General features: G+C 64.8%; 20 protein-coding genes and 2 tRNA genes. 15 read left to right on the top strand and 7 right to left on the bottom strand.

The genetic code is table 11. From position 1 onward, the window contains the following. The first annotated feature begins 102 nt into the window (after positions 1–102). The 5 genes from prfB (at position 103) to AS26_RS05315 (ending at position 4,779) form a co-directional block, all read left to right on the top strand. A protein-coding gene (prfB, locus tag AS26_RS05295) for a peptide chain release factor 2 (RefSeq protein WP_157068452.1) occupies positions 103–1,255 on the top strand; the annotation gives its coding sequence in 2 pieces (ribosomal slippage) (positions 103–180 and positions 182–1,255; 1,152 coding nt in all). Between the two features lie 118 nt (positions 1,256–1,373). Beyond that, the gene (gene zwf, locus AS26_RS05300; RefSeq protein ID WP_062306885.1) at positions 1,374–2,936 is read left to right on the top strand and encodes a glucose-6-phosphate dehydrogenase; all 1,563 of its coding nucleotides are present in this window, start codon (positions 1,374–1,376) and stop codon (positions 2,934–2,936) included. Then, entirely contained in the window at positions 2,937–3,587 is a 651-nt protein-coding gene (locus tag AS26_RS05305; protein ID WP_062306887.1) for a cyclase family protein, read from the top strand. 101 nt (positions 3,588–3,688) lie between these two features. Continuing rightward, positions 3,689–3,765: transfer RNA gene (locus AS26_RS05310), tRNA-Ile, on the top strand. A 48-nt stretch (positions 3,766–3,813) separates the two neighbouring features. Next, the gene (locus AS26_RS05315; protein ID WP_245629630.1) at positions 3,814–4,779 is read left to right on the top strand and encodes an SdpI family protein; all 966 of its coding nucleotides are present in this window, start codon (positions 3,814–3,816) and stop codon (positions 4,777–4,779) included. A gap of 707 nt (positions 4,780–5,486) precedes the next feature. Here the strand turns inward: AS26_RS05315 and AS26_RS05325 are convergent. Together AS26_RS05325 and AS26_RS05330 are read right to left on the bottom strand one after the other, a co-directional pair. Continuing rightward, positions 5,487–5,834 carry a hypothetical protein gene (locus tag AS26_RS05325; protein ID WP_062306893.1) on the bottom strand — a complete coding sequence of 116 codons (348 nt, stop codon included), beginning with the start codon at positions 5,832–5,834 and terminating at the stop codon, positions 5,487–5,489. 60 nt (positions 5,835–5,894) lie between these two features. Further along, positions 5,895–5,968, bottom strand: a tRNA-Gly gene (locus tag AS26_RS05330). 510 nt (positions 5,969–6,478) lie between these two features. Here AS26_RS05330 and pdo point away from each other — a divergent pair. Further along, on the top strand, positions 6,479–7,126 hold the full coding sequence (gene pdo, locus AS26_RS05340; RefSeq protein ID WP_062306898.1) for a protein disulfide oxidoreductase: 648 nt from the start codon (positions 6,479–6,481) through the stop codon (positions 7,124–7,126). A gap of 93 nt (positions 7,127–7,219) precedes the next feature. Here pdo and pgaD read toward each other — a convergent pair whose 3' ends face one another. Together pgaD and pgaC are read right to left on the bottom strand one after the other, a co-directional pair. After that, positions 7,220–7,660, bottom strand: a complete 441-nt coding sequence (gene pgaD, locus AS26_RS05345; RefSeq protein ID WP_062306901.1) for a poly-beta-1,6-N-acetyl-D-glucosamine biosynthesis protein PgaD — start codon at positions 7,658–7,660, stop codon at positions 7,220–7,222. Beyond that, positions 7,657–8,889 (bottom strand): poly-beta-1,6-N-acetyl-D-glucosamine synthase, encoded by a 1,233-nt coding sequence (gene pgaC, locus AS26_RS05350; RefSeq protein ID WP_062306904.1) that lies wholly within the window; start codon positions 8,887–8,889, stop codon positions 7,657–7,659. The genes pgaD and pgaC overlap by 4 nt, the downstream gene beginning before the upstream one ends. Before the next feature lie 394 nt (positions 8,890–9,283). Here pgaC and AS26_RS05355 point away from each other — a divergent pair, with 394 nt between their 5' ends. From AS26_RS05355 to AS26_RS05370, 4 genes are read left to right on the top strand one after another with little or no spacing between them, the layout of a single operon-like run. Continuing rightward, positions 9,284–10,594 (top strand): FAD-binding oxidoreductase, encoded by a 1,311-nt coding sequence (locus AS26_RS05355; RefSeq protein WP_062306906.1) that lies wholly within the window; start codon positions 9,284–9,286, stop codon positions 10,592–10,594. A gap of 1 nt (position 10,595) precedes the next feature. Then, positions 10,596–11,924, top strand: a complete 1,329-nt coding sequence (locus AS26_RS05360) for a (Fe-S)-binding protein (RefSeq protein WP_062306909.1) — start codon at positions 10,596–10,598, stop codon at positions 11,922–11,924. Then, the gene (locus tag AS26_RS05365) at positions 11,921–13,450 is read left to right on the top strand and encodes an FAD-linked oxidase C-terminal domain-containing protein (protein ID WP_062306912.1); all 1,530 of its coding nucleotides are present in this window, start codon (positions 11,921–11,923) and stop codon (positions 13,448–13,450) included. The genes AS26_RS05360 and AS26_RS05365 overlap by 4 nt, the downstream gene beginning before the upstream one ends. 1 nt (position 13,451) lies before the next feature. Continuing rightward, complete coding sequence (locus AS26_RS05370) at positions 13,452–14,240, top strand: IclR family transcriptional regulator (RefSeq protein WP_373278152.1); 789 nt, start codon at positions 13,452–13,454, stop codon at positions 14,238–14,240. Between the two features lie 100 nt (positions 14,241–14,340). Here the strand turns inward: AS26_RS05370 and aceB are convergent, their stop codons facing one another. After that, on the bottom strand, positions 14,341–15,945 hold the full coding sequence (gene aceB, locus AS26_RS05375) for a malate synthase A (protein WP_062306915.1): 1,605 nt from the start codon (positions 15,943–15,945) through the stop codon (positions 14,341–14,343). Between the two features lie 368 nt (positions 15,946–16,313). Here aceB and AS26_RS05380 point away from each other — a divergent pair, with 368 nt between their 5' ends. Both AS26_RS05380 and AS26_RS05385 read left to right on the top strand, forming a co-directional pair. After that, the gene (locus AS26_RS05380; protein WP_062306916.1) at positions 16,314–17,936 is read left to right on the top strand and encodes an L-lactate permease; all 1,623 of its coding nucleotides are present in this window, start codon (positions 16,314–16,316) and stop codon (positions 17,934–17,936) included. Between the two features lie 115 nt (positions 17,937–18,051). Continuing rightward, a complete protein-coding gene (locus tag AS26_RS05385) occupies positions 18,052–18,993 on the top strand; it encodes an alpha/beta hydrolase (RefSeq protein WP_062306919.1) in 942 nt (313 codons plus the stop codon). A gap of 27 nt (positions 18,994–19,020) precedes the next feature. Here the strand turns inward: AS26_RS05385 and AS26_RS05390 are convergent, their stop codons facing one another. Continuing rightward, positions 19,021–20,256 (bottom strand): MFS transporter, encoded by a 1,236-nt coding sequence (locus tag AS26_RS05390; RefSeq protein ID WP_062306921.1) that lies wholly within the window; start codon positions 20,254–20,256, stop codon positions 19,021–19,023. Between the two features lie 131 nt (positions 20,257–20,387). Here AS26_RS05390 and AS26_RS05395 point away from each other — a divergent pair, with 131 nt between their 5' ends. Beyond that, complete coding sequence (locus AS26_RS05395; RefSeq protein WP_062306924.1) at positions 20,388–21,761, top strand: FAD-binding oxidoreductase; 1,374 nt, start codon at positions 20,388–20,390, stop codon at positions 21,759–21,761. Here the strand turns inward: AS26_RS05395 and AS26_RS05400 are convergent. Beyond that, the gene (locus AS26_RS05400; protein ID WP_062306926.1) at positions 21,727–23,061 is read right to left on the bottom strand and encodes a sigma 54-interacting transcriptional regulator; all 1,335 of its coding nucleotides are present in this window, start codon (positions 23,059–23,061) and stop codon (positions 21,727–21,729) included. The two genes, AS26_RS05395 and AS26_RS05400, sit on opposite strands and share 35 nt — an antisense overlap. A gap of 156 nt (positions 23,062–23,217) precedes the next feature. Here AS26_RS05400 and AS26_RS05405 point away from each other — a divergent pair, with 156 nt between their 5' ends. Next, positions 23,218–24,141: a proline dehydrogenase family protein gene (locus tag AS26_RS05405; protein ID WP_062306928.1), complete on the top strand. Its 924-nt coding sequence runs from the start codon at positions 23,218–23,220 to the stop codon at positions 24,139–24,141. 13 nt (positions 24,142–24,154) lie between these two features. Beyond that, positions 24,155–25,564 carry an amino acid permease gene (locus tag AS26_RS05410; RefSeq protein WP_062306929.1) on the top strand — a complete coding sequence of 470 codons (1,410 nt, stop codon included), beginning with the start codon at positions 24,155–24,157 and terminating at the stop codon, positions 25,562–25,564. The last annotated feature ends 165 nt before the right edge of the window (positions 25,565–25,729 follow it).

The following is a 25,729-nucleotide window of genomic DNA, read 5'->3' on the forward strand; positions in this document are numbered from 1 at the left end:
TGAGGCCGCAAGGGGCTGAGGTGGCGCCGTCCAGCCCGCGCACGCGGCGGCCCTCCGTTTGATACAATAGCCAGCGAAACATAGCAAGGAGTGATGCATCTCATGGCAGAGACGTACGGCGAGCTTCGCCAAGAGTTGAAGAGCATGGCCACCCGGTTGGCGGACTTCGGGAGGTCTCTTTGACGTCGCGGGCAAGGAGCACCGCATCGCCACGCTCGAGGCGCTGATGGCTGCGCCTGACTTCTGGGACGATCCCGACCGCGCCCAGAAGATCATCGCGGAGATGAACGGCATCAAGTCGGTCGTCGACACGATGAAGCGGCTCGAATCGCTTCACCAGGACGCCGAGGTGGCGCTCCAGCTTGCGCAGGAGGAGGACGATCCCGACCTGTTCGCCGAGGCCAACCGCCTCGCGGACCAGTTGAAGTCCGAGATGGACGAGTTCGAGCTGCAGCTGATGCTGTCCGGCGAGTACGACAAGAACAACGCCATCCTCGAGCTTCACCCCGGCGCGGGCGGCACGGAGTCGCAGGACTGGGCCTCCATGCTCCTGCGCATGTACACGCGCTGGGCCGAAGATCATGGGTACAAGGTCGAGGTGCTCGACTACCTGCCGGGCGAGGAGGCGGGGATCAAGAGCGTCACGCTGCTCGTCAAGGGCCACAACGCGTACGGGTACCTGAAGGCGGAGAAGGGCGTCCACCGCTTGGTCCGCATCTCCCCCTTCGACGCGTCGGGGCGGCGGCACACGTCGTTTGCGTCGGTGGACGTCATCCCTGAGATTGCGGAGGACGACGATTCCATCGAGATCCGGCCCGAGGAGCTGCGCATCGACACGTATCGCTCGACGGGCGCGGGCGGCCAGCACGTGAACACCACCGACTCGGCGGTTCGCATCACGCACATCCCGACCGGCATTGTGGTCACGTGCCAGAGCGAGCGGTCCCAGATCCAGAACCGCGCGCGCGCCATGGAGATCCTGAAATCGCGCCTGGCGGCGCGGCGCCGGGAGGAGCGGGAGCAGGAGCTCGCGCAGCTGCGCGGCGAGCAGAAGGAAATCGCCTGGGGCAGCCAGATCCGCTCGTATGTGTTTCACCCGTACTCGCTGGTGAAGGATCACCGGACGAACTACGAGACGTCCAACACGCAGGCGGTGATGGACGGCGAGATCGACCCGTTCATTCACGCGTACCTCCGGTGGGAACTCGCGCGCGAGCAGCAGCGTGCGAACGAGGCCGTGCGGGACGCGACATAACATCGGGCAAAAGATCGAAGACTAGGGCCGAGTGGGCATCCCGCTCGGCCTCTGTATGTCTGTGACGACTTTGTGTAGAATGGAACCGGACTGATATACAAAGAGGAGATGGAGTGCTATGGGAGTGGAGAGCCAGGTCAACACCCGCAGGCAGGTGCCGCCGCACGTCTTCGTGCTGTTTGGCGCAACGGGCGATCTCGCCCACCGCAAGCTGTTCCCGGCGCTGTATCAGTTGGAGAAAAAGGGGCTCTTGCCGGACGGGATGAGCATCGTCGGGACCGCGCGCCGCAGCTACACGGACGATTCGTTCCGCGACGAGGTGCGCAAGGCGCTCGATTCGTTCGTCAAGGAGGGCGTAGAGGACGAGGTTTGGTCGCGCCTCGCGCCGCGCATCCACTACATCTCGGGCAACGTGGACAACGAGGATGACTTCAGGAAGCTCGCCGAGTTCGTGGCCGAGATCGAGAACGAGAAGGATCACGGCGGGAACCGGCTGTTTTACCTTTCAATGGCGCCGCGCTTTTTCGGCGAGACGGCGCTCAACCTCAAGAAGGCGGGGCTTGCCGACACGAAGGGCTGGCGCCGGCTCATCATCGAGAAGCCGTTCGGACACGACTACCAGTCCGCGGCAGAACTCAACCAGGAGCTGTCGACCGCGTTTTCGGAGGACGAGATCTTCCGCATCGATCACTACCTCGGCAAGGAGATGGTGCAGAACATCGAGGTGATTCGGTTCGCCAACTCGATGTTCGGCCCCCTGTGGGACAACCGCTCCATCGCCTGCGTGCAGATCACGTCGAGCGAGACGGTCGGCGTCGAGGACCGCGCCTCGTACTACGAGTCGGCCGGAGCGCTGCGCGATATGGTGCAGAACCACATGCTGCAGATGGTCATGATGGTCGCCATGGAGCCGCCGAGCCGGCTGCACACGGAGGCCATCCGCGACGAGAAGGTGAAGGTGCTGAGGTCGCTTCGCGCCTTCCGCGAGGACGAGGTCGGGCAGTACGTCGTGCGCGGGCAGTACGCCGCGGGCGAGATCGACGGCAAGCCCGTGCCGGGCTATCGCGAGGAACCAGGGGTAGCGCCGGACTCGAAGACGGAGACCTTCGTCGCGGCCAAGCTCTTCATCGACAACTTCCGCTGGGCCGGCGTGCCGTTTTACATCCGCACCGGCAAGCGGATGCCGAAGAAGTCGACGGAGATTGTCATCCAGTTCCGCAACATGCCGGAGCACCTGTACTTCAACCAGGATGGCAAGCTCGGCCCGAATCTGCTCGTCATCCGCATCAACCCGGTCGAAGGCATGTACCTGCAGCTCAACGTGAAGCGGCCGGGCACGGAGAACGTCGTCGTGCCGGTTGCGCTCGAGTTCAGCCAACCGGCGGACAAGTCTCCCGAGGCGTACGAGCGCCTGCTGCACGACGCCATGCACGGCGATTCGACCTTCTTCACGCGCTGGGACGAGGTGGCGCTCGCGTGGAAGTTCGTCGATCCCATCGCTCATGCGTTCGCCGAGGACCGCGTGCCGCTCGATACGTACAAGGCCGGCACGTGGGGCCCGAAGGCTTCGGACGATCTCGTCCAGCCCAACCCGGGCCTGTGGTGGCCGCTCTACGGGAACGAGTCGCCGATGCAGGATCTGGAGCGGGCCGTCGGCCACCTCGTGGAGGTGAAGCGGTAAATGGCGAAGGTGTACGACGTGAGCATGCTGATCCACGAGGGCATGCAGGTGTACAAAAACAAAGACGACAAGCGGCCGAAATTCGAGACCACGTCCGACTTTCAAACCGGGTCTGCACACGAGACCCGGTTGCACCTGGACGCGCACACCGGCACGCACATCGACGCCGAGCTGCACATGGTGCCGGGCGGCAAGACCATTGAGGCCGTCGGCCTGGACAAGCTCATCGGCCCGTGCCGCGTGATCGATCTCACCGGCGTGCAGGACGGGATCACGCGCGCCGACCTCGAGCCGCACGCCCCCAAGGCGGGCGAGTTTCTCCTCTTCAAGACGCGGAACTCGTTCGAGGAGACGTTCAACTTCGAGTTCATCTATCTGAAGGAAGACGGCGCCAGGTACCTCGCCGAGATCGGCGTGCGCGGCGTGGGAACGGACGGCCTCGGCGTCGAGCGATCCCAGCCGGATCACGCGACGCACGTCACCCTGCTGTCCCAGGGCATCGTGGTGCTCGAGGGGTTGCGCCTGAAGGACGTGCCGGCCGGCGAGTATGTCATGGTGGCCCTGCCGCTCAAGCTGACGGGCATCGATGCGGCGCCGGCTCGCGTCGTGTTGTTTGATGGACTGGAGTTGGGGTCCCTCGCGTTTGCCTGATCTGTGTGGTGCGATCGCGACGCTTCCGCCTTTGCCCCGCGGTGCGCTTCTTCGCAGTGACAACATGGTCGCGATGTGATATACTGTGAACAGAAGTGCGAGGGCCCATAGCTCAGTCGGTCAGAGCGGCCGGCTCATAACCGGTTGGTCCCAGGTTCAAGTCCTGGTGGGCCCACCACGGGTGCAGAACGCCCCGAAACGCCCGACGACGGGACGTTTCGGGGCTGTGGCTTTTGGGCGGCAGGGGACGAGCGCAAGGCGCTCCGGGCAGGCGTTGGCCAGGGCGCATGGGCGAGGGGGTGAGGACGGGCCAGTTGGGGTTGGCTACCGGCCCACGGTGGGCATGGTGCTGCAGGATCCGAGCATTTGGATTTGCGTCGGCATCGCGATTTTGCTGATCGCGGTGGGGCTTCTCAGGCGCCGCGCGTTGGAAGCGCACGGAGCCAAAGGACTGTTGACCGCCTTTTGGACCCTATCCTGTCTACCGCTTCTCATGGCGCTCTACATCTTCGTCACAGGACTTCAGAGCGGGTGGCGGATCGTGGGCAGCGTGCTGCAGGTGCGCACGGACGCTGGTATGGCCGAGATCGATCTCGCCCGCGCCCACGCAGCCTGGGTGACGCAAAACGGGCTGTACGCGCTGGCGGATCGGGTGCTCGGGACGAGCGCAGGCGCGTACGCGAGCGGCCTGTTTCGTCTCAACAATGGGGAGTTTGCACACGTGTATGAACTCGCGGGTGTGCCTCGGCTCGCCGTATCGGACGGCCACACGCTCGTCGTGCTCGCGACACCCGGCCTCGGCGCGCTCGCGCGTCACGTCGCCATGGGTGCGATTCCCCCGGTGCCGCCAGTGAGTGTCTTCCCGGTCCATCCCCTTGCGGGCGTCGTCACTCTTGTCGTGTGTGCGGCCATGGTCGTCGTGCATGTGGCCATGTGGCGTCATTACCGCATGCGCGTGCCGGATCGCGTGACGTCGCACTGGGGCGTGACGGGGCGTCCCGACGGGTATATGCGGAGGGCCAGTTTCTACCGTTGGGGAATTGGCATGGCGATTGGCCTGGGCGTCTTGTTCACGTTCATCTCGTGCATGACGTGGGCAGGATGTCTCCTTGGGGCCATCGTGGAAGTGCTCGTCGCCGTGCTTTGGGGCGCCGTGTGGCGGGCGAACCTCGGCACGCCGCGCACCGCCTGAGGATGTGTCGACCGTTTCGCGCTGGCCGGGACAAAGACCGCGTCCTTTCGGCGGCCTGTTTCTCCGTAGCATGGTGGTGATCCTCGGGGAGGGAGCGGCCATCATGTACGGCGGATGCTTTGGCGCCTACACGCAGTGGGCCGTGGTGTTTCTGATCATCTTCGTGCTGTTCTTCCTGCTGGTTCCGGCGTACAACAACGGCGTCTGAGCTGGTGGCGTCGGAACGCCGTAATCAGTCATTTACCTCTCGCGGCATGGAATGCTCAGGCTTCGGGGATGGACTGGCGGGCTGCTCACTCGGGATGCGGCCTGCCTTTTTCACCTTGAACAAAAGGCTGCGCCCCTCGCTCCGGGACGCAGCCTTTGATAGCCGCTCCGGAGACGGCGGCCGAGCTTCACCGACCACCTTGGCGAAACACCATATCCAGAGAGGCCCGTACGCGAGGAGAATTATGTCACGCACAAACTGGGTTACCGCCCTGTTTTCAATCGCGCTGACGGCGAGTGAAGCCACCTTCTCCAACGCCGTCAGAGCGGCAGACGTGAGGACCAAGGGCCAAGGGCGGGATGGCAACCATTGCACAGCGGGAGCGAAACTGTGGCGACTATTCTTGCCAAGTCCGCTGGCCACACCAAGACCAGCGCAACGCCGGTGACTGTGAGGGCACCGAAATCCAACATGAAGGCGGCAATAAAAATCAAAATCTTCACACTTGAAAGCGCAGCTCGATGTTGGGAGGACAGGGGGGATAGGCGATCTCGGCGGCGCTCATCCACACGAACATGCCCCCAGCGACGATGGGCCCCAGTGAACGCCGCAGACTCGTATGCCAGCGTGGGGTGCCGCGAAACGGAAAACACGTCTTTGCGGCGAACCAGTTCGTGGTCGCCAGGGTGAAGAAGAGGACGACGAGCGCTGCGGCGGCGTCCGCAATGAGTGGTACAGCGTGTCTGGTTTCCAGGAGGTTGATCAGCCAATCGGCAGCCGAGGTAGCAGCGGACAAAGCAAGCGTGACGAGGAGCGACCGAGTTGAATCAGTCTCAAGGAGGAACATCGAACCTCGTTCAACGAAATAGCCACCGGCCAGATGAGGTCTGACACGGTGGCGATGAGGTGGAGCGGGTGAGGGGAGTCGAACCCCCGCCGCCAGCTTGGAAGGCTGGAGTTCTACCGTTGAACTACACCCGCATGCGACGGTGATTAGTATACCGAATGCGCCCCGGCTTTCGCAAGAGCATGTTCTTCTGCAGCCACGCGGCTGTGAAGCCTATGATCCCCTCCAAAAAGTCAACCGGCCCAGGCGGACCGGCCATGCGAAGGTAGGAAGGTAGGAAGGTAGCAAGAGGAGTGGCCGTGGCCCAATGAGCCATCAGGCGGGCTGTCGAGCTCATCGGCTCCCGCAGGGTGCCTGGCTGCGGCTGCACCTCGCTCGACCTCCATGTGAGAGATGGGGTTCGGCCGAGGTCGGGGGTGGGTTGAACAACCTCTGGGACCAACGTTCAACCTCGGCAAGATTAGATTAACAGTTAGATAGCCCTAACGTCAATAGTTAGTTTAATATAAGTGCATCTCCACATCCATTCGCGCCGGAGCCCCCTGCGGGTGCAAAATGCGATGCGAGCGGCAACTTGCTCTTGACACCTGATACCCGTATGGGTATATAGATGTTCAGAGACGTTTTTGGAGGAGGTCGTGTCGATGCTATCGGTTAAGCAGCGTGAGGCAGTGCGGGATCGGCTGCAAGCCTTAAATCGCCATGTGGTTCTGCACTTTTTCGAAGCTTCCCTGGGCTGTTTGTCTTGTCCGGAGGTTCGGAGTTTGCTGCGCGACGTGGCGGAACAGTCGGAACGACTGGAGGTGGTCGTGCACAACCTGTATATCGATGAGGACGAGGCCAAGCGGTACCAGGTGGATAGGGCTCCGGCGATTGTCGTCACGGACCAGGAGGGCACTGACTACGGCATACGTTTCTTTGGCGCTCCCTCGGGGTACGAATTTGCCACGTTTCTGGATGCGATTCTAATGGTCGGAACGGGCGATTCTGGACTTTCCGCGGGCACGAAGGCGCGCCTCGCGGAGCTGAAAGCGCCGGTGGACCTCAAGGTCTTCGTCACGCCGACGTGCCCGTACTGCCCGGCGGCAGTCAGACTCGCGCACAGGTTCGCGCTTGAGTCGCCGCTTGTGACAGCCAGCATGATTGAAGCGACCGAATTTCCCGATTGGGCTACGCGGTTCAACGTCTACGGCGTGCCCAAGACGGTCATCAACGACTCGGAGGCGTACGCCTTGGAAGGCGCCGTGCCGGAGGACGTCCTCTTGGAGCAGGTCCTCGCTACACAGGCTTGACGCCACACGAGTCCACCATCGCAGGCCAACCGACACAGGTGCGAAGCGGCCATTCCATTCAAAGGGCGCAGGGATTCCCCTGCGCCCTTGTCGTTATCGGTCCAACGGCCAATCGATGACCTTTTCTCGCTGCCAGTGTTCAATTTCGTCGACCGGCACGCCGGCGATCTCGGCGAGTTCCGCGTCGGACACGGGCGCGGGTGGCCTGCGCCTGCGTAGGCGGCCGAATCGCAGCCGGTTGTACGATGCCCAGCCTACGAACAAGGCGGTCGCCATGGCGGTCATCATCGCCCCAAGGCGGACGACTTCAAGCGGCGTGGCGCTGGGCAGCAGGTTCAGCACGTACACGTGAAACTTGTGCCAGCCGAGCACCCACAGGATGGTGGACAGGAGGAGCTGCAACGCCACCGCGCTCACCCAAAGCCACCCCGTCAGCGTCACGGCGGCTTCGAACCACCGCTTGGGCCGCGCTGATCGCGACCCGCGCCGGACGATGAGTTCCTCCCAATCGAGAGGGGACTTCTCGCGGTTCATGCCGACACCCCCCGATCCGGGCTCTGCCACGTGGCATACCGCCCGCGGCGTGCCGCCCACATGGCCCAGCACGCCTTCGGCACGGCCCAGACCACGACGAACGCGCCAACCATCCAATACGCGGCCGGATACCAGATGGCGTAGAAATAGTAGCGCCAGAGCGGGTCGCGCTCGTATCGCTGCTCAATCCAGAGGGCGACCGAGGTCTGCACGAGCGACGTCAGGCCGAGCCAGGTTCCCGCCTCCGCCACGACGGTCCAGGGAACGCCATGCACCACGCCAAGCAAGACGATCCACACCAGGTTCAGAACCCACAGGTACGACCAGATGACGCTCAGAACCTCTTCGATGTAGAGGGGAATCATACGCCGATTCTTCCACGTCCACAGGACCGAGGCATTGCGGATGAGGACCTCCACGCCGCCCTGCGCCCAGCGAACGCGCTGCCGGATCAGGCTCGCCAGGCGCTCCGGCGCCCACATGAAGCAGAGCGCCCGCGGCTCATACCGGATGTCCCAAGCCCGCCGCTCAAGCTTCCACGACACCGCAATGTCATCCGTCACCAAATCTTCGTCCCACATGCCACAGTCCACCAGGGCGCGCTTGCGAAAGGCGGCAATGACGCCGGAGACCGTCATCAACTTGCCGAGCACGCGCTGTGCGCGCTTGATGAGGCCGATGATGCTCGCGTACTCGAGCACCTGAATTTTGCCAAGCAGCGTGCCGCGGTTTCGAATGCGCGGGTTTCCGGTCACGGCGCCAACGCGCTCGCTGCCGGGCGAGACGAAGTGCCACACGAGGTAGCGCAGCGCGTCCTTCGCCAACACGGCGTCCGCGTCCACGGTCACGAGGATCTCGCCGCGCGACACGACGAGCCCGGCGTTCAAGGCGTGCGCCTTTCCGCGCTGAACCGGGAGGTTGACCACGCGCACCCGCGCGTCCTGCTCCGCCATGCGCTCGAGCACGGCGCGCGTGTTGTCCGTGCTGCCGTCGTTCAGCGCGACAATTTCATACGCAGGGTAATCCAAATGAAGCATCCGCCCGATGGTGTCCTCGAGTACATCCCCTTCGTTGTGGCAGGGGACGAGGATGGAGACCAGCGGCGTCTCGGGAAGGTCCGGGGGTTCGTGGCACGCATGGCGTTCGCGCCGCCAGGCGTACACACAGCCGCCGACCATCCAGACAACGCTCATGACGAACGGATACAGGAACAAAAAACTATGCAGCATGCGACGTTTGCTCCTCACTGGACTCGGGCTTTTCCCCACGGCTGCTCGGCCGAGTCCCTGTTCCGAGTGCCGCGAGCTCGCTTGTCGCACCGCGAGCCTCGTGTACGAACATGTTGGCTGCCATGGACATCCGACGGCGTGTGCCCAGGCGCCAGCCTGGGTTTGTGCAATTGAGACGACGGCATGCAGCGTGCTTCCACCCTTGCGAACCCTGTTTGCCCTTAGAATATCATCTCCTTTTACCCACACCAACAGGAAGTGGCTCGCAGTTTGGCGCAACCTTCCGATTGTTTTTGGTCATTTCGTTGTCGTAGAATACATATAAGAATTCAGAACAGTATTCCGCATCGCAGAACGGGCTTTGCTCTGCCTGCGACACACGGAGGCGATTGCATTGCCGCTCCAATCCAAGCCGTCGCCGGCCGAGACGGCGGATGCGCTTCATCAGGCGACGGGGCTTCCCGCTCGCGCCGTGCCCATGTGCACCGTCCATCCGGTCGAGTCATCGAAGGACACCTGCACCGTGCAGGCCGAGCGCGAGGCCGACGTCGTGGCCGTGCTCGCGTACGCCCGGGAGCGCGGCCTGACCGTGTTGCCCTACGGCTCCGGGCGCCTCCTCGCCTACGGCCCGCCCGCAGAGGTGCCGGACATCGCCCTCTCGCTTCGGCCCATGCGCCGCGTCACCAGCTTCTCGCCGGGCGATCTCGTCGCGTCCGCAGAGCCCGGCATCACCCTCGGCGAGCTCGCCAGCGTTCTCGCCGAACACGGGCTCATGCTGCCGTACGATCCGCCCGCGCCCGCCGACGCCACTCTGGGCGGCCTGCTCTCGGCAGGTTTCAGCGGCCCGCGCCGCGCCCTGTACGGCAGCTTGCGCGATCTCGCCATTGCCCTTCGCGTCGCCCTCGCGGACGGGCGCGTCATTCGCACCGGCGCGAAGGTCGTGAAGAATGTCGCCGGCTACGACATGACCAAGCTCTTCATCGGCGCCTGCGGCACGCTCGGCGTGATCACGGAGATTACCTTGAAACTCCGCCCCTTGCCCATGCACCGCGAGACCGTCCTCGTGCGGGGCCCCGCCGCGTCGCTCATCCAACTGCGCTCGCGGATCGCGCAGTCCACGCTCGTGCCGAGCCGCCTCGAGATGGTGTGGGGCGCCGACTCGGACACCAACTTCGCCCTCGCCGTCGACTGCGACGAGCCGAAGCCGTCCGCCAAAGCGCAGACGGGCGCCGTTCGGTCGATGGCGCGCGATCTCGGCCTGGCCCTGGACGTGATCGAGGGTGAGCGCGCGGACGCGTGGTGGGCGGCGCTCGCGGATAGGCTTGCGCGCGGTCGGGTTTGTATCCGCTTACAGGGTCCGCCCACGTCCCTGCTCGCCGCCATGCCGCGCGCGGTCGAAGCGGCGGTCTCGCTCGCCGAGCGCGCGGAGGGCGTCGTCGCGACCGCCGGAGGTCTCACCGGCGTCGCGCGCATCGCGTTCGATCCCGCCCGCGTCGCTCCAGACGACCCCGCGCCACTTCGCGCGCTCGCCGACGTGGCGCAAGGCGCTGGCCTCGACATGGTGGTGGAGCGCGCGCCCGCCGAGATCCGCGCGAGGCACCAGCCGAGGTTCGCGCCCGCATCGCTCGCACTGATGCAGCGGCTCAAACACACGTTCGATCCGGCCAACCTCTTGTCACCAGGCCGCTTTGTGGGAGGGATTTGAGATGGCCAACGAGCAGACGGCCGTTGCGCCCGCGTCGTCCGACTTTCGCTTTCCGGACGCGCCCGAAGAGGAGAAGTACTCGGTCTGCGTGCACTGCGGGTTCTGTTTGGAGGTCTGCCCGACGTACCAGGCATGGGGAGACGAGAATCACTCACCCCGCGGGCGCGTGTATCTGATCAAGGCGTGCGCCGAAGGCGAGCTGCCGCTTGACGAGAGCGTGATCGATCCCGTCTTCACCTGCCTCGACTGTCGGGCCTGCGAGACCGTGTGCCCGTCCGGCGTGCAGGTGGGCGCGCTCGTCGAAGAGGCCCGCGGTCAGGTGTTTTACGCGCGCGATGCACAGGGGAAGCGCGATCCCGTCATGCGCTTCTTCCTCCGCGGCGTCTTTCCGCGCCCTGCGCGCCTCCGCGCCATCCGCCGCCTCATGCGTTTCTATCAGCGCTCTGGCCTCCGTCGCGTGGCGCACGCCACAGGTCTCTTGAACGTGCTGCCAAAGCAGATGCGCGAGATGGAGGACGTCATTCCGAACATCGGGCGGGGGCCTGCCATCGACGTGCTGCCAGAGACCCTCGCCCCGCGCGGAGCGCGCAAGGCGTCCGCGGCACTTTTCACCGGCTGCGTGATGGACGTCTTCTTCTCCGACGTCAACGAGGCCACGGCGCGCGTCCTCGTGCGAAACGGCATCGAGGTGCGGGTGCCGAAGGATCAGGTCTGCTGCGGCGCGCTCCAGGTTCACGCGGGCGATCGCGACATGGCCCGCGAGATGGCGAAGCGAAATATCGAGGTGTTCGAGCGGTCGGGCGCGGACTACATCGCCATCAATGCGGCCGGGTGCGGCGCCGCGCTGAAGGAATACCCCGAGCTGTTTCGGGACGATCCGGCCTGGCGGGACCGCGCCGTGCAGTTTTCGTCCCGCGTGCGGGACATCTCGCAGCTCCTCGTCGAGGTGGGCTTCGATCCGCCCAAAGCCGAGCTGCCGATGGCCGTGACCTACCACGACGCGTGCCATTTGTGCCACGCCCAGAAGATCCGGCACGAGCCGAGAACGCTCCTCAAGGCGGTGCCGGGCTTGACGCTTCGCGAGATGCCGGATTCCGACCGGTGTTGCGGAAGCGCCGGCATCTACAACCTGACGCATCCGGCCATGGCGAATGAGCTTCTCGAGCGGAAGATGGACGATGTGCCGGAGGGCGTGGAGGCCATCGTCATGGGCAATCCCGGCTGCATGATGCAAATCCGGCTCGGCGTCAAGCGCAGGAACCGGCCCTTGCGCGTCATGCACACGGTCGAGGTGCTCGATCTCGCCTACCAGAGGGAGGGAGCGCGATGAGAGACGTCCACATCGATCGGCTGGTCGAGATCGTCGGCGAGCGGCGCTGCCTCTGGCACCCGCACCAGGTGAAGGCGTACGCCTGCGACGGCTACACGGCGGAGGAGGGATTGCCGCGCGCGGTGGTCTTTCCCGAGTCGACGGAGGAGGTCTCGCGGATCTGCCGGTATCTCTACGAGAACGACATTCCGTACCTGCCGCGCGGCGCCGGCACAGGCCTGTCGGGCGGCGCGACACCATCGGGCGGGGAGGTGGTCATCAGCCTCGCCCGCATGAACAAGTTGCTCGCCGTCGACTTCGACAACCTGCGGGCCGTGGTGCAGCCGGGGCTCGTGAACCTCTCGCTCACGCGCCGCGTGTCGCACGCCGACTGCTATTACGCGCCGGATCCCTCGAGCCAGTCGGTCTGCACCATCGGCGGCAACTTCGCGGAAAACGCGGGCGGCAGCCACTGCCTCAAGTACGGCGTGACCACGAACCACGTGGTCGCGGCGAAGGTGGTGTTGCCGGAGGGGGACGTGATCGACGTCGGAGCGCCGTTTGGCGACGCGCCGGGGTACGATTTGCTCGGGCTTTTGGTGGGCTCCGAAGGGACGCTCGGCATCGCGACGGAGATCACGGTTCGCATTCTCAAGAAGCCCGAGGCACTGCGCACCGCGCTCGCCTACTTCGATCGCGTCGCCGACGCGTCGGACACGGTCACGGACATCATCGGGGCGGGCATCATTCCGGCGGCCATCGAGATGATGGATCAGCTCGCGATGCAGGCGGTCGACAAGAGCAACTACCACGTCGGCTATCCGACGGACATCGAAGCGGTGTTGCTCATCGAGGTGGACGGTCTGGCCGCAGGCGTGGACGAGGTCATGGCCCGCGTCGTGGACATCTGCCGCAGCCACCGCGTGCGCGAGGTGCGCGTGGCGCAGTCGGACGCCGAGCGCGCGCTGTGGTGGTCGAGCCGGAAGATGGCCTTTGGCGCCATGGGACGCATTTCGCCCGACTACATCGTGCAGGACGGCGTCATTCCGCGCACGAGGCTCACGGAGGTGCTGCAGAAGATCGACGACGTGAGCCGCCGGTATGGACTCAAGATTGCGAACGTGTTTCACGCAGGCGACGGCAACCTGCATCCGCTCATCCTGTACGACAGCCGCGTACCTGGGGAGGCCGAGCGCGCGGTCCGGGCCGGATCGGAGGTGCTGCGCGCGTGCGTCGACGCAGGCGGAAGCATCACGGGGGAGCACGGCGTGGGCATTGAGAAGATTGGCGAGATGGCCTATATGTTTTCCAAGGACGAGTTGGACGCGCAGCGAGCCGTGAAGGCCTGCTTCGATCCGAAGGGCATCGTGAACGCCGGCAAGCTCATTCCGCTGCCCGGCCGATGCGTCGAGGTGAAGCGAGCGCGCGAGATCATCGAAGAGAATTGGGAGATCCTGAATTCGTTCCCGGATCAGGCGGCCGTCAAGGCGCGGGGCGCCTTGGCCCCCGAAGCTGCGCACGAGGCCTCGACGAGCGCGCAAGGATGAGGTGAACCGCTTGGAGGACTACACGGTCAAGTCGGTCGACAAGGCGCTTTTGTTGCTCGAGGTGGTCAGCGAACACCCGGACGGCATTGCCATCACGGAGCTGGCCCAATCGGTCGGCATGTACAAGAGCACGGTCCACCGCCTGCTCGGCACCATGATGAGGCGAGGCTACATCGAGCAAGACCCCGTGAGCGGGCGGTACAAGCTCGGCTACACGGTGCTCGATCTCGGCATGAAGCTCCTCTCCTCCATCGATCTGCGCCGCGAGGCGATGCCCGCGCTGCAGGAGCTCGCGCTCGCCTCTGGGGAAGTGGTGCACCTCGCCCTTTTGGACAGGGGATCCGTGGTCTACATCGAGAAGGTGGAAAGCCCCAACACCATCCGCATGCACTCCCGCGTCGGGACGCGCGTGCCGGTGCATGCCACAGGGCTTGGCAAGGCCATCCTCGCGTTTCTGCCAAAGCGCGAGGTGCAGGACATCGTGAGGCGCTACGGCCTGCCGCGCCTCACGCCGCACACCATCACGGACGCGGACGCGTTTTGGGCGTCGCTCGAGGAGACGAGATCGACCGGCTTCGCGTTTGACATCGAGGAGCACCAGGAAGGCGTGTGCTGCGTCGCGGCGCCCATCTTTGCGCACGACGGGTGCGTGATGGCTGCGGTGAGCGTGTCCGGGCCCGCGCTGCGCATGACGCGCGAGCGGATGGTGGAACTCGTGCCGCTCGTGAAGCGGGCGGGGGAGCGCATCTCAGAGCGCCTCGGCTATCGGCGGGAGCGCGTCGCGCCCTGAGCCGCGTTCCTCCTCCGGCGCCAAAAAGAACCCCGCCAGTTTGGCGGGGTTTTCATGTGGGGATGGTCCCGGCGCCCTGCGCCGGAAGGCGAGATGGGCTTCACGCCAGGTGCTCGTACCCCGGCAGCGTCAGGAAGTCGACGAAGTCGTCCCTCGTGGAGATGTCGTCGAGGAGTTGCGCTGCGAGCGCGAACTTGCTCTGTGCGTACGCCTCCTCGCCGATCTCCTCCTTCAACTTGCGCAGCTCTTCGTCCAGGATCTGTCGGAACAGTTCCACCGTCACCTTGCGTCCGTCGTCGAGGACGCCCTTCGGGTGGTGGATCCACTGCCAGATCTGCGCGCGGGAGATCTCCGCCGTCGCCGCGTCTTCCATCAGGTTGAAGATGGGCACCGCGCCAGAGCCGCGCAGCCACGCCTCGATATAGCGGAGCGCCACGGCCACGTTGGTGCGCAGGCCACCTTCCGTGATGGTGCCCTCGGGGACCGCGACGAGATCGGCCGCGGTGACCTGGACGTCCTCGCGCAGGCGATGCAGCTGGTTGGGCGTGGGCATGAGGCGGTTGAACACCTCCATCGCCACGGGGACGAGGCCGGGGTGCGCCACCCACGTGCCGTCGTGGCCGTCCTGCGCCTCGCGCTCCTTGTCCGCGCGCACCTTGGCGAGCGCCTCCTCGTTCGCCTTCGGGTCGTTCTTGATGGGGATCTGCGCGGCCATGCCGCCCATCGCAAACGCCTTGCGCCGGTGGCAGGTGCGGATGGTGAGCAGGGTGTAGGCGCGCATGAACGGCACCGTCATTGTCACCTGCGCGCGATCCGGCAGGATGACCTCAGGGTGATTGCGGAACTTCTTGATGTAGCTGAAGATGTAGTCCCAGCGGCCGCAGTTGAGCCCGGCGGCGTGATCGCGCAGTTCGTAGAGGATCTCGTCCATCTCGAACGTGGCGAGGATGGTCTCGATGAGCACCGTGGCCTTGATGGTGCCGCGGGGGATGCCGAGCGCGTCCTGCGCGTAGTTGAACACGTCATTCCAAAGGCGCGCCTCGAGGTGGCTCTCTATCTTCGGCAAGTAGAAGTAGGGCCCGGTCCCGCGCGCCAAGAGCTCCTTGGCGTTGTGATAGAAGTAAAGCCCAAAGTCGACCAGCGCGCCCGTGGCCATGCGCCCGTCCACGCGGATGTGTTTCTCGGGCAGGTGCCAGCCGCGCGGGCGAACGATGAGCACGGCGATCTCGTCGTTCAGCTTGTAGTGCTTGCCTTCGGGGCTCGTGTACTCGATGGTGCGGCGAACCGCATCGCGCATGTTGATCTGGCCCTGCACGACGTTCTCCCACGACGGCGCGCACGCGTCCTCGAAGTCCGCCATGAAACACTTGGCCCCGGAGTTCAAGGCGTTGATGACCATCTTCCGGTCCGAGCTCGGCCCGGTAATCTCGACGCGCCGGTCCTGCAGGTCCGCGGGGATGGGGGCGACCGTCCAGTCGCTCTCGCGGATCTCCTTCGTCTCGGGCAAGAAGTCGGGCCATTCGCCCGCGAGCAGCCGCTCGTCCCGCTCCTTTCGTAGGCGAAGCAGCTCGTCTCGCCGCGGCGCGAAGCGCCGCTCGAGCTCCGCGATGAATTGCAGTGCGTCCGTCGTGAGAATTTCTGCGAATTCGGGCCGGTACTCGCCCGTGATCTCCACGCCCTGTGGGCAAGCGTACGATGCCGCCATCCGAATCTCTCCTCCCTCGCAACTTCGCATCCCTGGGTACGCTTTCATGATAACATGTCGTTGTGCAAGAAGAAACACTGTTCTGAATTACGGAACAGGATGCGCTCCGCGGATGGGCGTGTTCATGCGAAGGACCTCGGAGCGTGGCCCGCCTTCATCCAGCTGTTGGTGGATGAATTCCGGGATGCAGAATCTTTTGAAACGGCGCGCATCCCCTGTTCTCAGGCGCGCAAGACCCGAACTACAATGACCTCAAAAGCGGGGGCTTTGGCCCCTGGAACAAGGGAGGGACGGCAGCGCGAAATAGCCAGCCGGACGAACGGACTCAAGCGAAGCCCATCTTGAAGGCGTTGGATGGAGGGAAGCGCGTGTTTCATCAACTGTTGACGCCCATCGGGAATTCGACGGGCCTCTCGTTTTTGGTCGGTATCATTCCCATTTTCATCGTGCTTGTGCTGCTCGGCGTCGTACGGGCCCCGGCTTGGATTGCGGCGCTGTCGGGCCTCGTCGCGGGCTTGATAGAAGCCGTGGCGGGCTGGCGCATGCCCGCTCATCTGGCGTTTGACTCGGTCGCCATGGGCATGGTGTTCGCCCTGTGGCCCATCATGTGGATTGTGTGGAACGCCATGTGGCTGTACAACCTGAGTCAGCGGACGGGCGCCTTCGCGCAGTTCCGCGACTGGATGTACCGGTATGCGACGGAGGACCGCCGCATCCAGATGCTGATCATCGCGTTCAGCTTCGGCGCCCTGATGGAGGGGATCTCCGGGTTTGGCACGCCGGTGGCCATTGCCTCCGCGCTGCTCGTCGGGCTCGGCTTCCCTGTGCTCGACGCGGTCACGTATGCGCTCATCTTCGACACGGCGCCGGTCGCGTTCGGCGCGCTGGGGGTTCCCATCGTGACGCTCGGGTCCGTCACGAACCTCAATGTAAGCGCTTTATCTTCGATGGTTGGGCGCCAGCTGCCCATCTTCGCGTTCATCCTGCCATTCTACGTGATCGCCGTGATGGGCGGGTGGAAGGCGCTCCGCGGTGCCTGGCCGGTGGCGCTTGTGGGCGGACTGTCGTACGCCCTGACGCAATTCGCCGTGGCGAACTTCATCGGCCCGGCGCTGCCGGACGTCTTGGCCGCGCTCGTCTCGCTCGTCTGCATCGTGCTCTTCACCAGGGTGTGGCGCCCCAAGGACACGGATCAATTCCGCTCGTACGTGCACACGGGAGTGTATCGCGAGATGGCGGCGGCGTCCGAAGCGCCGGCCGGAGGACTATGGCGGGGCTGGGTGCCGTGGCTGACGGTGACAGGCGTCGTGATTGTCTGGACCTTCCTGAAAATCGCCGACATCGGCGCGAAGAAGGTGCACTGGCCGGGGCTCGACAAGCAGGTGTTCCTCACGCTCTACAACAAGCCGTACGAGGCGGTATGGACGTTCCAGCCGCTCGCCACGGGCACGGCCATCCTGGTGGCCGTCATTCTCACGGCCTTCTTCCTGCGCGCGGGCTGGAAGACGTTTTGGCTCGCCGCGGCCGACACGTGGAAGCAGCTGACGTTCCCCATCCTCACAGTCATGTTCATCCTCGGGCTCGCCTATCTGTACAACTACTCGGGCATGGCGTACACGCTCGGCGTGGCCGTGGCGGCCCTCGGAAGCTGGTTTCCGTTCTTCTCCGGGTTCCTCGGGTGGATTGCGTGCTTCTTGTCGGGATCGGACACCTCGTCCAACGCGCTCTTTGGCAACTTGCAGGTGGTGGCGGCGAACCGCCTGCACCTGAATCCCATCCTGATGGCGGCGACGAACTCCTCGGGCGCGGTGATGAGCAAGATGATCTCGCCGCAAAACGTGACGACGGGCGTATCCACGGGCGAACTTCGCGGCAAGGAGGGACTCGTCATCCGCCGCACGTTCTGGCACAGCATCGTGCTGACGGTGATCCTCGGCGTGCTCGTGGTGCTGCAGGCCCATGCATGGAGCGGCATGGTGCCGAACCCGTGACGCCCTGCGCAAGGACGCGGCGTCAGCTTCTGGCTGGCGCCGCCGCCGTGTGGAAGGGGTGGCAGGAGATGCGATTTCAGCGTCGAAACCAGACGGCGACGAAGGGGTGAAAGGCATGGCGGAGACATGGACGCTCGATGCGCCGGACGGGGTAAGGATCCACGGGCGCACCTGGGCGCCCGTGCTACGTGGGGAGCCGCGCGCGTGCGTGCAAATCGCCCACGGCATGGCCGAGCACATCGAGCGATATAGCGACTTCGCGCAGTTTCTCGCCTCGCGCGGGTGCGCCGTGTACGGGCACGATCACCGCGGCCACGGGCGGACGGGCGAAGACATGGGGCTGCTCGGCCACTTTGGCGATCACGACGGGTTTCAGCGCGTGATTGACGACATGGCGCGGGTCACGTCGCGCATCGAGGCTGAACACCCGGGCGTGCCCATCGTCCTGCTGGGCCACAGCATGGGATCCTGGCTGTCGCTCGCCTACATGGAGCAGCACGGCGCGAGGCTCCGGGGCGCCGTGCTGTCGGGCGGGGGCTTTGTCAGCCGCCTGGAGCTGGCGGCGGGGCTGTATCTGGCGCGACGCGAAGCGGCGCGGCTTGGGGCGCGATCGCCAAGCGAACAGCTGTACAGGATGACGTTTGGCAACTTCAACAAGCCGTTTCAGCCCAATCGCACGCCGCTCGATTGGCTGTCGCGGGATGAGGCGGTGGTGGACGCGTACATCGCGGACCCGCGCTGCGGGCAGATGCACACCTGCGGCTTTTTCATCGATTATTTCAGCGGCGTGCGGTCGTTGCAGCGCGCCGAGAACCTCCGCCGCATTCCGAGCGAGCTGCCGGTGCTCATCATCGCGGGATCGCGCGATCCGGTGGGAAAGATGGGCAAGGGCGTCGAGCGGCTTGCGAAGGCGCTTACGGCCGCGGGGGTGCGCGACGTGACGGTCAAGCTGTATCCAGGCGCGCGGCACGAAGTGCTCAATGAGACGAACCGCGCCGAGGTGTACCAGGACGTCTGGCACTTCGTGGAGCAGGTGATTCGGCGAAAGCGTGGGTGAGGGGGGCCGCGACGTGCGGCCCTCCTTTTACTCCAGCGCCTCTCCCTTCGACTCTCTCCACAACAGCGCCACCACAATGGTCAAAATGGACGCGGCGGCCACCGAGTACGTCATCGAGTGCGCCAGACCGCCGACGGACGGCGCGATGGACGACACGATGAGCGGCACCACCGCGCCGCCGAGCGCGGCCCCGATGTGATACGTCGTCCCCTGTCCCGTGGACCGAACGGCGGTCGGGAAGTGCTCGGCCAGATACGTCGGGATGACCGACCAGACGCCGCCTATCGAGAATAAGCCGATGAGAAACGTGAAGATGTTGCGGTACCCTGCGCTTTGAATATGCAAGAAGACGACGGAGGTGAGCGCCGTTCCGATCGCAGAAAGGATGAGGGTCCACTTGCGGCCTATCCAATCCGAAACGAACCCGCCCACCACATTGCCGACGATCCCGGCGACGTTCAGGATGATGATGGTATTCGCCACCGTCGCCGGTGAAAAATGCCCCGTCTGTTTGAGCAGCGTGGCGTAGAACGTGTTGATGGGATACGTCACGCTGAACGCGACGATGGCCACAATGGCGGCGTGCACCGTGCTCCACACGCGGCCCCGTTTGAACAGCTCGCCGACCGGAAGCGTCCTCGATTCCTCGCTGCGGACCTCCTTCCACCGGTCCGACTCCGGGAGCGCAAAGGCAATGAAGACGCCGACGATCACGGCCGGAATGCAGGCGATGAAAAAGATCGCGTGCCAGCCGAGGTGGCTATACCCCAGGCGATAGATGATGGCTGCGAAAATGTAGCCAAACGAAAAACCGGACTGCAAGAGGCCCGAAGCGAAGCCGCGCCAGCGGGAGGGGATCATCTCCATCAGCATGGGGGTTCCGCTCGCGTACATGGAGCCCATGCCTAAGCCGTACAGGATTCGCACGACCATCAGAAGCGTGAAGCCGAGCGAGAAGCCGGTCAGGCACTCGAACACGCTGAACCAGAAGATGGAGAAGACCAGGCTGAACTTGCGCCCTTTCGCATCGCTCAAGAGGCCGCCGAGAAACCCGCCGCCGAGCCGCGCGAAGGTGGTGGCCGACGAGACGGAGGCCGCGAGCGTGAGCGCCACGTGATAGTCCTTCATGATGTCCAGGATGACAAACGTGAGGAGCGAAAAGTCCATGGCGTCGAAGGCCCAGGCGAGCGCGATGGAGATGAGTGCGCGCAGGGGAGCCTTCTGCCTCGCCGCATTGGGCACGGGCACGTACGCAGTCGACATCCGAGTCACCTCGCTTTAGAATCAGAACAGGCCGACATGTATCCCTTTTCATCCTATACGACTTTTGCGCGCCGCGTAAGCCCCTGGGACAGGCTGCGCGCACATCGGTTCAACCGGAATGGGGGCACGAGATGATGACCATCCCTTGGGAGACGCTGAAAGACGCGCTTGGCGACAAGCTGAGCTTCGGCGAGAGCGTGCGCCGGTCTCACGCGAAGGACGAATCGTATCATCCGGAACACCTGCCGGATGCCGTCGCGTATCCGGAGACGACGGACGATGTCGTGGCACTTGCTCGATTCTCGCACGCGCACGGCGTGCCGCTTGTGGCGTACGGGGCGGGATCGGGCCTCGAGGGCCAAGCCATCCCCGTGCGCGGCGGCATCTCCGTGGATTTCTCGCGCATGAACCGCATTCTCGAGGTTCGGCCCGACGACTTCCTCGTGTGCGTGGAGCCCGGCGTCACCCGGCAGCAGTTGAACGACGCGCTGCGCCCGTACGGCCTCATGTTCCCGGTCGATCCCGGCGCCAATGCGTCGCTCGGCGGCATGGCGGCGACCAACGCGAGCGGCACCACGGCGGTCCGATACGGCCCCATGAAGGCGAACGTGCGCAAGCTCGAGGTGGTGCTCGCGGACGGGCGGGTCATCCAGGTGGGCACACTCGCCGCCAAATCCAGTTCGGGCTACAACCTCGTCGAGCTCTTTGTCGGATCGGAAGGAACGCTAGGCTTGTTCACGAAGCTCTGGCTTCGCGTCTACGGCGTGCCCGAGGCGACGCTCGCCGCTTCCGCCGAGTTCGCGACCGTGCGCGAGGCGGTGGACGCCGTGTGCATGCTCATCGGCAGCGGACTCCAGCTCACGCGCTGCGAGCTCGTGACGAAGCCGTACATCGAGATCATCAACCGCCAGTTTGACACCGCGTACACGCCCGCGCCGACCTTGTTCCTCGAGCTGTCGGGATCGCAGGCCGCGGTTAAGGCCGACATGACGACCGTCGATGAGATCCTGCGCGACGCCGGCGCGGCTCGCGTCTCTGTTGTCATGGACGAGCGGGATCGCCAGAAGCTCTGGCACGCGCGCCACAACGCCGCGTACGCCCTGATGCGCACGTATCCCGGGCTGTCCCATCTCTCGACCGACGTCTGCGTGCCCATGTCGAAGCTGCCGGAGGCGGTCGACGTGGCGGAGACGTGGATTGAGCGCCTCGGCATCCGCGGCGGCATTGTCGGACACGTCGGCGACGGCAACTTCCACGTGAGCCTCATGGTCAACCCGAATGACGCGGACGATCTCGGCCGCGCCTACGAGCTCTCTCACCACCTGGTGGAGTACGCGCTGTCCGTCGGCGGCACCTGCACGGGCGAGCACGGCGTGGGGCTCGGCAAGATGAAATACCAGAAGCAGGAGCACGGGGAGGCGCTCGCGCTGATGCAGGCCGTGAAACGCCTGCTCGATCCGGCCAATCTGCTCAATCCCGGGAAGCTGGTCGACGGGATCGCGTGACGTCGTCGAGGCCATATTGCCGAAGCTTGTAGTACAGCGCCGCCCGGGAGATGCCAAGAAGCTGGGCGGCGCGAGACTTGTTCCCCTCGCACTCCTCGAGCGCCTCCAGAATGCGGGCGCGCTCCAGCTCCCTCGATTGGTGCGCGAGCGGCACGCGCCGCCGCGCCGGCCTCAGGCGCAGGGCCTGAACGGCCTCGGGCAGGTGCTCGGGCTGCACGTCGTGCTCCGCGAGCGCCGCCGCGCGCCGCGCGGCCTGCACAATCTCCGCGACGTTGCCGGGCCATGGGTAGGTCTGGATGAGCCCGGACGCTTCTTCCGACACGCGCGGCAGAATGATGCCGCGCTCCTTCGAAAAGCGCGCCAGCCAGAAGTGAAAGAGAGGCAGGCTCTCGTCGCGCCGCTCCGCCATCGTTGGGATTTCGACCACCGGCAGGGCTCGGGCGAGCGCCGGGTCGACGGCGTCCACCTCCGGTGCCGTCGCAATCACGCGGCAGCGCAGCGGCAGGTCGCGCTGTCCGCCGAGCGGCCGAAACCGTTGTTCCTCGATGGCCCGGGCGAGTTTTGCCTGCACCGCGCTCGGCATAAGGTGTGCGTCCTGAAGCAGCAGCGTGCCGGAGGCGGCGCGTTCGAGCCAACCCGCTCGCCAAGCGTCCGGCGATAGGAGGAGCGATCCGTCCGCGCCAAACAGGGCGGCGTCCATGAGCGCTGCGGCGCCAGGCTCGGCGCGCACGGCGAGAAACGGCCCGTCAAGCCCAAGCAGGCGGTGGGAGGCTTCCGCGATGGTGCGCTTGCCCGTGCCGCGTGCGCCAACCACGAGCGCGTGCCTCGACCCGGTTGGCGCGCTCAGGGCCTGGAGGGCGCGATCGACCGTCTGCGTCCGCAGCACGTCTCCTTGCGCCTTGGCGAGATAGCGCGCGTTCTCCTCGCCCATGCGCACGAGGACCGTCATGTCTCGCTCCACGGCGATGGCGCCAACCACCGCGCCGCGCTCATCCCGCACGGGTGCCGCGGAGATGAGGACATGCACGTCCGGGCGCGGGCGGTGGTACGCGTGATCGATATGCGCCTCGGTCGAGAGGACGCTGTGCACGGCAAGGGACTCCAGCGCGAAGAAGTGGGTGATGGGGCGCCCGACGATGTCCTCCGCAGGGATGCCGTACAGCGCTGCGGCCGCCCGGTTCCACGCGACGACCGTCCCAGCCGCGTCCACCACCGTCACGGCGTCGTCGAGGACGTCGAGCAGCGCACGGAGGACAACGTCGGTTGGCAGCCCGGATATCTGCGCGATCTCGCCCGCCATTCGCACCCCTCCAGCGGCGACAATTGGAACATATTGCGCTTTCATAGTTCATGTGTCTACAATGGAGACACATCACGAACTCATTGTCAAATTTTTAGACACTTTGTGCATGTGCCCAGACAGCGAGGGTTCGCAACATGGAGGAGGGGGATGCGCATGGAGCAAGTGATGCGCAATACACTGCTCTGGCTCTCGCGCAACCGCCGCGCGGAGCGGTGGGCGCGACGCTTTGGCTTCCGGCTCGGCGCCGGGCGATTCGTCCCAGGCGAGTCGCTGGAGGACGCGGTGCGCGCCGTGGAACAGCTGCACCGGCGGGGGCTCGCCGCGACGTTGGATCACCTCGGCGAATTCGTCGATCGCGCCGACGAGGCTCGCCAAGCGGCCGATTTCTGCGTGCGCACACTCGAGCGGTTCGCCGACCTGCCGTACGACGTGTATCTTTCGGTGAAGCTGACGCAACTCGGGCTCGACATCGACGAGGATCTCTGCATGGAGAACATGCGCAAGATTGTGGCCCGGGCGCGCGACACGGGGCGCTTTGTCCGCATTGACATGGAAGACTACGCGCACAACGAGGTGACGCTCGCCATCTATCGAAAGTTGCACGCGGAATTTGGGACGGAGCACATCGGGACGGTCATCCAGGCGTATTTGTACAAGAGTGCCGACGACATTCGCGCGCTCGCGCCGCTCAAGCCGAATCTGCGCCTGGTCAAGGGGGCGTACAAGGAGCCACCATCCGTCGCATACCCTGAGAAACGCGACGTGGACGAGAACTACAAGCGCATCATCGATTTGCAGCTGCAGTCTGGCGGTAAAACGGCGATTGCGACGCACGACGAAGCCATCATCCGATGGGCGAAAGAGCGCGTGCGCGAACTCCACGTGCCTGACGAGCGCTGGGAGTTTCAGATGCTGTACGGGATTCGACCGCAGCTGCAGGAGGCGCTCGCCCGCGAGGGGTACAAGGTCCGCATCTATGTGCCCTTCGGCGAAGATTGGTACGGCTACTTCATGCGCCGTCTCGCGGAGCGCCCGGCGAACGTCGGCTTTGTCCTGAAATCGCTCGTCAAGGCGTGAGGGGGAGCGGGAGATGGGTACACAGGCGAATATCAAGGCGGGGCGTGAACGCGCCTCGCTTCGCCAGGCGCTTCGCATGCGCCATATGACGATGATTTCGCTCGGCGGCGTGATTGGCGCGGGGCTCTTTGTCGGGAGCGGTGCGGTGATTCAGACCACCGGGCCGGCGGCGGTGGTGTCGTACGCGCTGGCCGGATTTCTCGTCATCCTCATCATGCGGATGCTTGGCGAGATGGCGACGGCGCGGCCAGCCGTCGGTTCGTTCGCGGAGTACGGGCGCATGGCCCTCGGCGAATGGGCTGGCTTCCTGATGGGCTGGCTGTACTGGTACTTCTGGGTCATTGTCGTCGCGGTGGAGGCCACGGCGGGCGCGCTGACGCTTCACAACTGGCTGTTCCCAGGCGTGCCGCTGTGGGTCTTGTCGCTGATTCTACTTTTGCTTCTCACACTGTCTAATCTCTTGTCTGTGCGGTCCTACGGCGAATTTGAGTATTGGTTTGCCTTGATCAAGGTGGCCGCCATCGTGGTTTTCATCGTCCTGGGCGGGTTGTTTGTGCTCGGGTTGTGGCCGGGATCGCACCTCAATTTCTCGAATCTCGTCGCGCACGGCGGGTTTGCGCCGAAGGGCGTGGGAGCGCTGTTCGCGGACGTCACGACGCTGATTTTCTCCTTCTTTGGCTCGGAGATTGTGACCATTGCGGCGGCTGAGTCAAAGGAGCCCGCCAAGGCGGTGGCGCGTGCGACCAACTCTGTCATTTGGCGCGTGCTGGTGTTTTACGTGTTGTCGATTTTCCTCATCGTCACCATGATCCCGTGGAACGACAGCAAGGCGCTCGCGAGCCCGTACGTCAGCGCGCTCAGTATGCTTCACATTCCGGGCGTGGCGGCTGCGATGAACGTGGTGGTGATTACGGCCGTTCTATCTTGCTTGAACTCCGGGCTCTACACGGCTTCGCGCATGCTGTTTGCGCTGGCGTACCAGGGAAACGCCCCCAAGGCGCTGCTCCGCACCAACCGGCGCGGCGTGCCGGCGCGGGCTATCCTGTTCTGCACCATCGTGGGGTACCTGTCCATCATCATGGATTACGTGTCGCCTCAGCACGTCTTCCTGTTCCTGCTCAACTCCTCCGGCGCGGTGGGGCTCTTCATTTATCTCCTCATCGCCTGCTCGGAGCTCGTCATGCGCCGCCGGATGGAGCGGGAGGGCGAGGATCTGAAGGTGCGCATGTGGCTGTTCCCGTTCCTGACGTACCTCTGCATCGCGGCCATGACCGCCGTGATTGTGGCCATGGCGTTCCAACCGGGCGATCTGTCGCAACTGGTGCTGAGCCTGGTGAGCGTGGCGGTGCTTCTCGTGCTGTACGGCGTGAAGCGGTGGTATGTGGGGCGTGCTGGGAACGCGGGCCGTGCCGTCGAGCGGTGAGCTCGGTCTCCAAAGCGGGCGGTGGCGGACGTCGCCGCCCGCTGAAACTCGTGCAAAGGGCCGCCCGTGCGTCTGGAACGGGCGCAAGCGACCAGAGGCGACACTTGCAAGCGTCCAGGCAAATATGTCAGATTATCATGTAGATTTTTGAGATTCAAATCGGCG

This window comes from Alicyclobacillus sendaiensis NBRC 100866, from assembly GCF_001552675.1.
In the GTDB taxonomy this organism is placed as follows: Bacteria; Bacillota; Bacilli; order Alicyclobacillales; family Alicyclobacillaceae; genus Alicyclobacillus; species Alicyclobacillus sendaiensis.

Excerpts from the sequence above, each read along its gene's own strand:
- AS26_RS05385 (WP_062306919.1), top strand. The coding sequence starts at position 18,052 with ATGGCGGAGACATGGACGCTCGATGCGCCGGACGGGGTAAGGATCCAC.
- pgaC (WP_062306904.1), bottom strand. The coding sequence starts at position 8,889 with ATGCTGCATAGTTTTTTGTTCCTGTATCCGTTCGTCATGAGCGTTGTC.
- AS26_RS05405 (WP_062306928.1), top strand. The coding sequence starts at position 23,218 with ATGGAGCAAGTGATGCGCAATACACTGCTCTGGCTCTCGCGCAACCGC.
- AS26_RS05360 (WP_062306909.1), top strand. The coding sequence starts at position 10,596 with ATGGCCAACGAGCAGACGGCCGTTGCGCCCGCGTCGTCCGACTTTCGC.
- AS26_RS05410 (WP_062306929.1), top strand. The coding sequence starts at position 24,155 with ATGGGTACACAGGCGAATATCAAGGCGGGGCGTGAACGCGCCTCGCTT.
- pgaD (WP_062306901.1), bottom strand. The coding sequence starts at position 7,660 with ATGAACCGCGAGAAGTCCCCTCTCGATTGGGAGGAACTCATCGTCCGG.
- aceB (WP_062306915.1), bottom strand. The coding sequence starts at position 15,945 with ATGGCGGCATCGTACGCTTGCCCACAGGGCGTGGAGATCACGGGCGAG.
- AS26_RS05365 (WP_062306912.1), top strand. The coding sequence starts at position 11,921 with ATGAGAGACGTCCACATCGATCGGCTGGTCGAGATCGTCGGCGAGCGG.
- AS26_RS05305 (WP_062306887.1), top strand. The coding sequence starts at position 2,937 with ATGGCGAAGGTGTACGACGTGAGCATGCTGATCCACGAGGGCATGCAG.
- AS26_RS05400 (WP_062306926.1), bottom strand. The coding sequence starts at position 23,061 with ATGGCGGGCGAGATCGCGCAGATATCCGGGCTGCCAACCGACGTTGTC.
- zwf (WP_062306885.1), top strand. The coding sequence starts at position 1,374 with ATGGGAGTGGAGAGCCAGGTCAACACCCGCAGGCAGGTGCCGCCGCAC.
- AS26_RS05390 (WP_062306921.1), bottom strand. The coding sequence starts at position 20,256 with ATGTCGACTGCGTACGTGCCCGTGCCCAATGCGGCGAGGCAGAAGGCT.
- AS26_RS05325 (WP_062306893.1), bottom strand. The coding sequence starts at position 5,834 with ATGTTCCTCCTTGAGACTGATTCAACTCGGTCGCTCCTCGTCACGCTT.
- AS26_RS05395 (WP_062306924.1), top strand. The coding sequence starts at position 20,388 with ATGATGACCATCCCTTGGGAGACGCTGAAAGACGCGCTTGGCGACAAG.
- pdo (WP_062306898.1), top strand. The coding sequence starts at position 6,479 with ATGCTATCGGTTAAGCAGCGTGAGGCAGTGCGGGATCGGCTGCAAGCC.